The following is a 6,167-nucleotide window of genomic DNA, read 5'->3' on the forward strand; positions in this document are numbered from 1 at the left end:
GTTTGGTAAAATTGTTTTTAAAAGTTTAGGAAAAAGAAGTGGCGGGTATCAAAAATTAGATGGACTGAGTAACAAAATGCTGCTGAATTATCGCGCTTCTCGCAAAATTGCCCAGCCAGTAACGGTAAAAGATATTTTAAACGATCGCTTCGAGCCGAGTTGGGTAAAAGATAAAATTGTTCTAATTGGCGTTACTGCTGAGAGCGTAAAAGACCCTCACAACACACCTTACGGCATAATGCGCGGGCTATACGTTCACGCACACGCGATTAGCGAAATTTTAAGTGCTGTGGAGGATAAGCGCCCTTTGTTGCAGTGGTTACCGTTGTGGGTAGATGCAATTTTGATTGGGATTTGGTCGTTGGTAGGTGCAGGAATCGTTTGGTTTTTGCATTCGTCACCGCTACGTTTTTGGCTAGCAATTAGTATTGCGATCGCTATTTTATATGGGCTTTATTTTGAATTGTTTATCCAAGGCTTTTGGCTACCGCTTGTTCCCTCAGCGTTGGCTTTACTGGTATCTGGAATAGGAATAGTATTTAGCATTACATTGCCAACTCAACAAGGAGAATGAAAATGTTTATCCAGGGAATAAAACTTGCCTTTACAATTACTTTGGCAACTGTGATATCCGCAGATTTCGCGATCGCCAATCTCATCGCTTCAACACCGCCGCCTGCGCCACAAACGGGTACGTCAGGAAGTCCGCAGTCAGGCGGAGCAACCCGTCCTGGCGAATCCAAATGTCCCAATGCAAACACTCGCCCGATCGCCTTCATACCTAAAGTTTTGAAAACTACGCTTGCATCTCCGACTTTTTGGTTTTACATTCCCTATTCACCTAATGATGTTGATTCTTTCAGTTTTGTAATTTTGGACGAACAGGATCGGTATGTTATTTCACCAAAGAGCATCAAATTATCTGGAACGCCAGGATTTATCAGTTTGCGTTTCCCATCTCAAACGTTTGAAATTGACAAAAATTACCGCTGGTATTTATCTATTAACTGCGATTCGCAAAATGAAGAAGATCGCATTTCTTTGCATGGAACTGTGCAGCGAATTGCATCCACTTCCACAGAAAACGTTAACTGGTATCGTCCTCTGGTGGAACTTGCCGAACGTCGCCGCACCAATTCAAGCGATCCAGAACTTAAAGCTGAATGGGATAAATTGATGGAGTCGCTGAATTTCAGTAATATTTCTGCTCAACCGATCGTTCCTTGCTGTTCCCTTGATTAAGTAGCTATTAGTCATTAGACATCTCCAAAAATTATTGTGGGGTAGGCATCCTGCCTGCCCTTTGAGATTATTTTGCAGGATATGTCTATTGGTCATTGGAAATAACTACTAACTTTTCACATCTGACAATTGACTAATGACTATTGCCAATTTCCTACTAAAATATAAGGAGCCCATTGGTATGGAGTAATGCTTGGTCTATCTTTTATAAGCTGTAATTGAGCTTGACGGAGCGCTTCAGTTTTCGGTGTATTTGGATTGGCAATTAATTGTTTGTAAAATTGCACAACTAGATCGGCAGTATAATTATCTTCTGCTCGCCATAAAGAAGCGATGGTACTGCGTGCGCCTGCTCTCACGGCGACGCCAGCCAGTCCTAAAGTAGCTCTTGTATCGCCCTTAGCAGTCTCGCAAGCAGAAAGAATTAGTAATTCGATATTTTGAGATTCCCTTTGGTTTCTAGTTTGAAGCAAATTGTCTAAATCAGTGACTTCAAGGCGTTTACCCCAAGCAACAATATAAGTTCTTTCTGGATTTGAACTGAATTCACCGTGAGTCGCGATATGAACTACAGAAAATGGCTTTGAATTGAGCTGCAACTGCAAATTTATATTCGTAAAATCTCGATCGAGCAGAATTTCAGTCGGTATGTTTTTTTTGACTTCTTCTAATTCAGTTTTTACGTTGGGTAGTGGGAGAAATTTTTGCCCATCAATTAGTTGTTCAGCGCTCACTCCAGCACCCAAAACCTTTAATTTTTTCCGTGCTGTAGGTTGACTTTTTAATAGTTGCAAACCGGGTGCTAAGGCTATAGCGTAATTCTCAATTAAATATTGCTTTCTGTCATAAAGAGCCGCCATTGGAATATTTCGCAATTCCCCATCTAGGACAAATACTAAAGTTTTGACTCCACTTTTTTTCAACTCTAATTCAGCGGGTCGGATTAACCAGTCATAAACTTGTGCGGATAATTCCTTAACTTGGCTTGAGGGATAATACTTTTTGAGTTCTGCAAGCAGTTCTTTGAGAACTTTTTTCACTTCACTGCTATGTATAGAAACCGAGTAGTAATGCAATTCTTCTTGTGGCAGCTTCAGAATAACTGCCAATTTATTTGGTAAAATAATCGGATAAATGGCTGCGGCTGTCACATCATCTCGATCGAGAATTTTGTCTATTTGTTCTGGCTTAGCATCAGCACAGGCATCTCTTAAAAAATTATCTAATTCTGCTAATTGTAAATCTTCGATCGCTTGACGAGCCAGAACTAAATTGGCTTGACTCAGTTCATTTCGATCGGCTTCAGGTTCTAAGAGTAGCTCAACTAACTGTCGATAAATTGGTTCTACTTCATCTCGAAAGTTGAACTGAAGATCGGGATTGAGTGCAGCTAAATCTTTGCGTAAAAATTTCAGATAATCAACCGCTCCACTATAAGCTACAATCGCACGCTTTGGATCGTTTTGCATCTTGAGACTGAGCCTTCCCAATTGCCATTCCAAGCGATAGGCAATCTCGTTTAATAGGTGAGATTTAACAATAACCAGCGCTTTTTCAGCAATTTCTTTAGCATCAGATAATTGCTGGTTAATTTCGTAAATTTCTCCTAAATTTACTAGCGCATAAGATTGCGATCGCGCATCTTTTAATCTTTCAGCTTGTTGCGCCGCGATTGTCAATAACTTTCCGATATATTCCCATTCAGGGGGCTGACTTAGTAATGTGTTTGTTTCTTTTTCTTTCATGCACAGATTGGCGAGCGGAGGTAGCGGAAACGAAAGATTCGATCGCTCTTCTTTCCCCATTTTTTGCAATTTTAGGCAAGTTAAACTCTCAGCCAAATATATCCGAGCGTAAACAGCCTCCAAATTAGCAGGTAATTTTTCAACTTGCTCCTTAATTTCCTGCCACAGTTCATCCAGATTAGAGCCAGGATAATTTTCAATCGAAAGGCTGAACTCATTCAGTTTCGCTCGCAGATCGAGCGAATCCGAACTAGATTTAGCAATCGCCAGAGCGTAATGTTGTAAAGCTTCTTTATAGTAATTTTCACTCTTTTGTTTTTCCTGAAAATTTTGCGCTCTTTTTCCCAGAGCGCGTTTAGTATTGCCCAAACTAAAATGAGACGCACCGATTTCTTCATTAAGCGACAAATAATTAGCGATTTCCAAACTTTGCTCCAACACCTTCTGCGAAGTTTTGAGAGCGCCTACCATTCGCAGAACATCTCCCAAATTCCTCAATGCGATCGCCCTGTGTGGAGTAGCTGGTAAAATAGGGAAAAATTCTTTCACCCGCTCGGACATTCCATCGCGAATTAAATTTTTACATCCGATATTGGAACGTCCCAAAGCTTGCAACAAGGAAGTGCAAGCGCGGCGATAAAAACCGTCTGCTTGCGAATCTCTGGCTGTTTCGATCGAATTGCGACTAATCTTTTCTCGATGGTTTAATTGATTGATATAGGGTACTTTGCCAAAAATAGGCTCCGCGACAATACACAACAATACTGTCACCAAAACAAGCAAAATCATTTGAATATTTTTGTGTATAAATTTTCCCAACTTCATCACACACCTGCACGACAAGCGACTGAATATAAAGAACCGTAAGCCATAGCAGGCAATTTATCTGTGAGAATAATCTCGCCATTCTCACCAACAATCCACCCTTGAGCTTCTACAATTTGCTGAGTTGCAGAATCTGAACTGCTGCGATCGATCTCCACACCTAGATTAAGCGCTTCTCTGGGATTTGGCGGTAGACCACCCCGTCCGACATAAATAAATTCCAACTTTTCCCCAACTAAAGAACAAAGATTTTGTGTAACTTGCGAAGGCGCAAAATCTTGTGGAAGTTCAAGTAATCCTTGCGTGGGGTCAACATCCGGCGTGTTAATTTCCACCACACCATTGAATTGAGGGCCAAGTTCAGAAGTGGCTGTAATATCACTTGTTATTTCTGAAAGGTTTTCCCGGTATGCAGTGCCAAATATTCCTTGCGTATTCACTGTAACTCGACCGCCAAAACCGCGTGCAGCATTAGCAGTAATATCGCTATTTTCTAAAGCTGCTATAGTGTCGGTATTGATGGTGATATTGCCACCTGTAGAAGTATCGGTGTTAGTGGTAATGCTGCTATTTTGGCGCAGTTGAATGTTGTTTGAGGTTAATTCTATATTGCCGAAATCACCACTTCTAGTATCAGTCGTAATCAATGCTCGATCGGCAAGAAAAATCAAAGGTGAATTTACCTCAATATTACCTGCTGCACCAGTTCCAGGAGAGCGAGTCCGAGCCAACAAACTACTCTGAAAAGTATCATTATTGGGGGATATTTTTATTCCGATTAATTCCACAGATTCAGAAGCGTTAACCGTCACACTTCCCCCTGCACCTGTACCCAAAGTAGAAGCTGCTACCTGTGCGCCATCTTGAACAATTAACCGCCTCGCATTAATTATTAAGTTTCCGCCATTTCCAGCTTTTTCCATTGTTCCATTAGTTGTAGCCAATAAACTGCTAGGTGTAAATATTCCTTTTTCCCCTTGAGGTTCTGGTGAGATTCCGCTCAATTCCACTAAATCGGCTTCTGTATTTCCGACCCCACGAACTGTCAAATTTCCTCCTCGTCCTATATCCTCAGTAGAAGTTGATATTTGTCCGCCATCCCGCACGCTCAACTGTCTAGTTTCAATGGTCAAATTGCCAGCATTTCCGGTTGCTTCATCATTTGCTTGTGCAAATATCCCACTGCTATAACCACCGCTACTTCCGCTCAATTGCACTAAGTCCGAAGCACGAATAAACAAATCTCCGGCATTTCCAGATCCAGAAGTAGAAGCTGATATTTCTGCTCCATCCAAAAGTTTCAACTCTCCAGTAATAATTGTCAAATTACCGCTATTTCCAGTACTTCCAGGTTCAGACTGAGTAAGCACGCCGCTAGCAAATAGATCGTCAGCTGAGCTAATAAGTTCCACCGACTGGTCAGCGCGAATGATAATATTTCCCCCTCGACCATCGCCCAAAGTTATAGTTGATACCTGCGCTCCTTCTCGAACAATTAAACGTTGGGTTTCAACGAGCAAATTTCCCCCATTCCCCGTGGCTCCTGGCTTGACTTGAGAAGACAATCCGGTAATCGAGTTATCTTCCGTTTCACTACCGATGAGTTCCACAAAATCCGAGGCGCGGACAGTAACATTCCCCGCATCTCTGGAGCCAAAAGTAAAAGCGGCTACATCTCCCCCATTAACAATCAATCGCCCGGTTTCTACGATCAAATCAGCGGCTTTCCCCTCATCAAAAACCTGACTCAACAAACCGCTGCGAAACAACTTATTATCAGCTGTAATTGTGTTGCCGATCGCTTCTACAGAATCGGAAGCTTTTACAGCCAAAACACCTGCCTGTTCCATTTCCCTGCTAATAGCTAAAATTGCCGAACCATCCCTTAGCAATACTCGCCGTCCTGACAGATAAATTTCACCACCGTTGCCACTAACATATACAGAAGCTGCATTTGATAATTGAATATTCCCATAATCTATATTATTTTCTCCATTTTCAATATTTAGTTTTCCGTTATTACTAACAACTAACAACTGACCGCTGACTACAGACCAAACCTCAATTATACCCCCAGTTACTGTCAGATTACCGCCTTCCAGAGAAAGATCTCCGCCTACAAGTGCCAAGGTATTTCCAGGCTTCACCTTCAGGCCATCGGGTCTATTAGTACTAATAACTGCTTCGTTTTCATCTCTTGTGAGATTATGACCCCCACCTTCAACCCTAATCCCACCTCTTGTGGATACAGGCGTCCCGCCTGTTGTTTCTCCAAATTCACCTGTTGTTGCTCCAAATTGCAAGCCAATGGGTACATTTATTGTTAGTAAAGGTGGAGCTTGGGGATTGGTGGCG

4 protein-coding genes are annotated in these 6,167 nt (G+C 41.9%); 2 read left to right on the top strand and 2 right to left on the bottom strand.

What is annotated here, in order from left to right:
* On the top strand, positions 1–574 hold a 574-nt coding region (locus H6S82_RS14475; protein ID WP_206756868.1), incomplete at its 5' end, for a CHASE2 domain-containing protein.
* A 2-nt stretch (positions 575–576) separates the two neighbouring features.
* Complete coding sequence (locus H6S82_RS14480) at positions 577–1,242, top strand: DUF928 domain-containing protein (RefSeq protein ID WP_190468586.1); 666 nt, start codon at positions 577–579, stop codon at positions 1,240–1,242.
* 140 nt (positions 1,243–1,382) lie between these two features.
* Here the strand turns inward: H6S82_RS14480 and H6S82_RS14485 are convergent, their stop codons facing one another.
* Both H6S82_RS14485 and H6S82_RS14490 read right to left on the bottom strand, forming a co-directional pair.
* Positions 1,383–3,776, bottom strand: coding sequence for a CHAT domain-containing protein (locus H6S82_RS14485; protein WP_190468589.1), 2,394 nt, complete (start codon positions 3,774–3,776; stop codon positions 1,383–1,385).
* A gap of 35 nt (positions 3,777–3,811) precedes the next feature.
* Positions 3,812–6,167, bottom strand: a 2,356-nt coding sequence (locus H6S82_RS14490) for an S-layer family protein (protein WP_206756869.1), incomplete at its 5' end; no start/stop codon positions are given.

The organism is Planktothrix sp. FACHB-1355, from assembly GCF_014748295.1.
Classification (GTDB): domain Bacteria; phylum Cyanobacteriota; class Cyanobacteriia; order Cyanobacteriales; family Aerosakkonemataceae; genus Aerosakkonema; species Aerosakkonema funiforme_A.